Origin of the sequence: Synechococcus lacustris str. Tous (assembly GCF_003011125.1) — a bacterium.
Classification (GTDB): Bacteria; Cyanobacteriota; Cyanobacteriia; order PCC-6307; family Cyanobiaceae; genus Synechococcus_D; species Synechococcus_D lacustris.
Map to the genome: position 1 here is coordinate 1 of NZ_PXVC01000125.1, position 3,307 is coordinate 3,307.

3 protein-coding genes are annotated in these 3,307 nt (G+C 57.2%); all 3 read left to right on the forward strand.

Going from position 1 to position 3,307, the window contains the following annotated elements; translation table 11 throughout:
* The first annotated feature begins 958 nt into the window (after positions 1-958).
* The 3 genes from C7K08_RS13145 (at position 959) to C7K08_RS13155 (ending at position 3,067) form a co-directional block, all read left to right on the forward strand.
* Positions 959-2,035, forward strand: a complete 1,077-nt coding sequence (locus tag C7K08_RS13145) for a linear amide C-N hydrolase (protein ID WP_106501010.1) — start codon at positions 959-961, stop codon at positions 2,033-2,035.
* 380 nt (positions 2,036-2,415) lie between these two features.
* The gene (locus C7K08_RS13150) at positions 2,416-2,721 is read left to right on the forward strand and encodes a nucleotidyltransferase family protein (RefSeq protein ID WP_106501011.1); all 306 of its coding nucleotides are present in this window, start codon (positions 2,416-2,418) and stop codon (positions 2,719-2,721) included.
* The gene (locus tag C7K08_RS13155) at positions 2,711-3,067 is read left to right on the forward strand and encodes a HepT-like ribonuclease domain-containing protein (protein WP_106501012.1); all 357 of its coding nucleotides are present in this window, start codon (positions 2,711-2,713) and stop codon (positions 3,065-3,067) included. Before C7K08_RS13150 ends, C7K08_RS13155 begins: the two co-directional genes overlap by 11 nt.
* Positions 3,068-3,307 lie beyond the last annotated feature (240 nt).

The window sequence follows — 3,307 nt, forward strand, 5'->3', positions numbered from 1 at the left end:
AATATGTTCCTTATTCGTATGTAGGCATCCCCCCAAACAGCTTTCTGCCAATCGAAGGGAAGAACCAATATGTTCCTTATTCGTATGTAGGCATCCCCCCAAACAGCTTTCTGCCAATCGAAGGGAAGAACCACAGATGACGCTGGACTACCTGGTACACGCAGCTTTAGCTGTACTTGACCCCTCATGGCCACTACTGTCCATCCCTTCCCTAGGCCACGCACCTGTTCCCGTGCTGCTATCTCCCAGCCAGAGACAGATACAACAGAAGGCAAATTCTGCGGTCAAATTGCGGTCAAATCATAGCTGATATGTCATGACAGGGTTGGACTGTACAGGCCAAATCCATTGCTATCACTCAAAATCATAGTGAGGGCTTTGACGCGTCATCTGCTTTGGGAGCACTAGGTCGCAGGTTCGAATCCTGTCGCCCCGATTGACTTTTCACCGATAGGCCCCCTGCTTTGTGGGCAAGAWGTGGGCAAAACCACCAGGCACCGCCTTCCTCAAGATTCAAGTTCTGGCAGCGGGAAACAGCAAAACCAGCAGGACTGGCGGATTTATTCCCTACAAGCCCTGCTGGACCCCTCTAAGGGCGTCACTGGCCGATTTCAAGCCATTTCCAGCAGGCTTAGGCCCGACCCCCTCGAGAAGGCACCACGGATGAGCAGGCAAATGCCCGGGGCCAACGCTCCGGGCTCTGTTGTGGGGATTGAGCGAGTCAGTCCAGCCCACCCAGGCGAATGAGTCCGCCCACCACCACAAAGGCAATCGCCAGGGCGGCGGTGCCGGCGAGTAGTAGGAGCTTCACGGCCACCAGCAGCGGAAACACAGACACGGCAGCGACTGGGCAGCTGTTTCCACGATTGGTCCATCCGGCTGAAAACCCTTGCTGCCACCGTCTGTGGCAAGGACTAGAAATCACAGCCAAACTTTGGGGCAGAAATTCTWTGGCCCCATGCCGAAGCGCCTCACGGCAGCTGCCGCCGTTTCCGCCCTCTGCCTCACCGCCGCCGGCCCAGCAGCTCTGGCCTGCTCCCGCGTCACCTGGCTCGGCCCAAACCAACAGGTGATCACAGGACGTTCGATGGACTGGCCCTATGGCTTCAACTCCCACTTTTATGTGATCCCCCGCGGCGAACGGCTTAACGGAGCCGGCGGTGTGAACTCCCTGAGCTGGACCAGCCGTCACGGCTCGGTGGTGGTGAGTGGCAGCACCGAACCCGGTGGCGCCATCGACGCGGTGTTCGACGGCGTCAACGAGCGCGGGCTCGCCGCCAACCTGCTCTATCTGGCTGAGAACGATTTCGGCCTGGCGACGGCACCCGCTGGCCGCCCCCGCCTCTCTTTTGCCGCCTGGACGCAATATCTGCTCAGCCAGTACGCCACGGTGAAGGAGCTGGTGCAGGCCGTGAAGGCCGATCAGATCCAGATCGTGCCAGTGCCCTTCGGCCCCGGTGGCAAGGCCAAGGCGACCGTGCACATGGCCGTCTCCGATGCAAGCGGCGATTCCGCCGTGATCGAATACCTCAAGGGCAAACCTGTGATTCACCACGGCAGCCAGTACCAGGTGATGACCAACAGCCCGGTGTACAGCGAGCAGCTCAAACTCAACGCTTTCTGGAGCACCAAGGACCGCACCCATGAGCTGCCGGGCTCAATCCAGTCGCCGGATCGCTTCGTTCGCGGCTCCTACTACAACGAACAGCTGCCGCCCACCAGCGATCCCCGCCAGGCCCTGGCCGGGGTGATGAGCGTGATGCGCAACATCTCCGTGCCCTGGGGCACTCCGGATCCGGAGCACCCGAACATCTCGCCCACCTGGTGGCGCACCCTGATCGATCAGAAAAACCGGGTGTACTACTTCGACTCAGCCCTCTCGCCGCAAATGGTGTGGGTGAATCTCAACCAGATCGATCTGGCGCCTGGCAGTGGCGTGCGCGCCGTTCAGATTGAAGGCAATGACGCTCTGCAGGGCAATGTGACCCGCCAACTGAAACCAGCAGCGACCATCACGTTCCTTGCTCCCAAGTAAGGGAGGCGATAGGAATCGCCAGCGGCAGCCTCAGTCCGATGCCTCCCGGCGCTGTTGGTGCTTCACCAGTGCTGCCCCCCCCCAGCCGGTAGCTGCTAAGAAGGATGTCACCTTTTGGAAGCGTTTTTTGCCTCTCTCGCAATGGTTACTTGGAGGCTTGTTTGCTGGGTTGCTATTAGTTCATTAATCCAAATCAAATCAGGCTGTTTCCAGCAACKAATTGATCTGCTCCAGCGTTTGGGATTTGCAATGCGGTGCTGCTGAATGGCAGTGTGGGGTAATCAGGCCGGTTTGAACCTTTGYTGGCAGAGGTGGAAGGCAAGCCAGACGTGCGAAACTTGGCTTATCCAGGTTGAACAGATGGAGATTGGTCTATKACCATGGCTCTCGCTCCCAACCAGCTCGCYGCAATCGCCGCTGCATGCAGTCAGCACCATGTGGCACTCCTGCATGCCTTCGGGTCTGTTCTCAGGCCYGATTACCGCCCCGGCAGCAGCGACATTGACTTACTGGTGGAGTTCGAAGATCTCCAGCCCACAGACCTTGTTGAGGCCTACTTCGGCCTTGAGCAACAACTCACCGAGAGCATGGGCACCGCCATTGATYTGGTGATGGCCACGGCCGTACKTAACCCGATTGTGCGCGCTGACATCGAMGCCTCGAAGCAGCTTATCTATGCGGCGTGATATCAAGGCATTTCTGATCGATGTAGTTGAGGCAACCGATGCCATCCTGGAAGCTGTCAACGGCATCAAATTGGATGATTACTGCAACAGTCGCCTCATTCGCTCCTCCGTCGAACGGGAGTTTATCATCATTGGTGAGGCGCTAACTAATCTTTCCCGCCTGAATAACGATTTATTCACCAGGATTCAAAACGCACAGCGCATCATYAGCTTTCGCAACAAACTCACGCACGAGTACGTCAAGGTCGACAACACCCTTGTTTGGGGTGTGATCCAGAGCTATCTCCAGCCCCTGCGATCAGCCTGTGTTGCCCTGGCCGCTGAATCAGATCCTGGAGCCGACTGACCGATAGCCAAAGCAGAAGCCATTGATGATGAACTGGTCAGCTATSGGTAACTGATGTTCGTAAAGCGTGAATTGCTTTTTTTGATCATGTGCCGTTTGGCGCCAGCGGTCTACMTGTTCTGCAAATAAGCCGCGTTCCCTGCAGCACTCCAGCTATCCGGTATCTATCAGCAAAGTTGTCCGCCTGTGATGCCGTGCGAGGCAACAAGTTGAATATAAACTGCTTCCTGCTCATGGCAC

Coding starts and splice junctions, on each gene's coding strand:
- C7K08_RS13145 (WP_106501010.1), top strand. CDS start 959: ATGCCGAAGCGCCTCACGGCAGCTGCCGCCGTTTCCGCCCTCTGCCTC.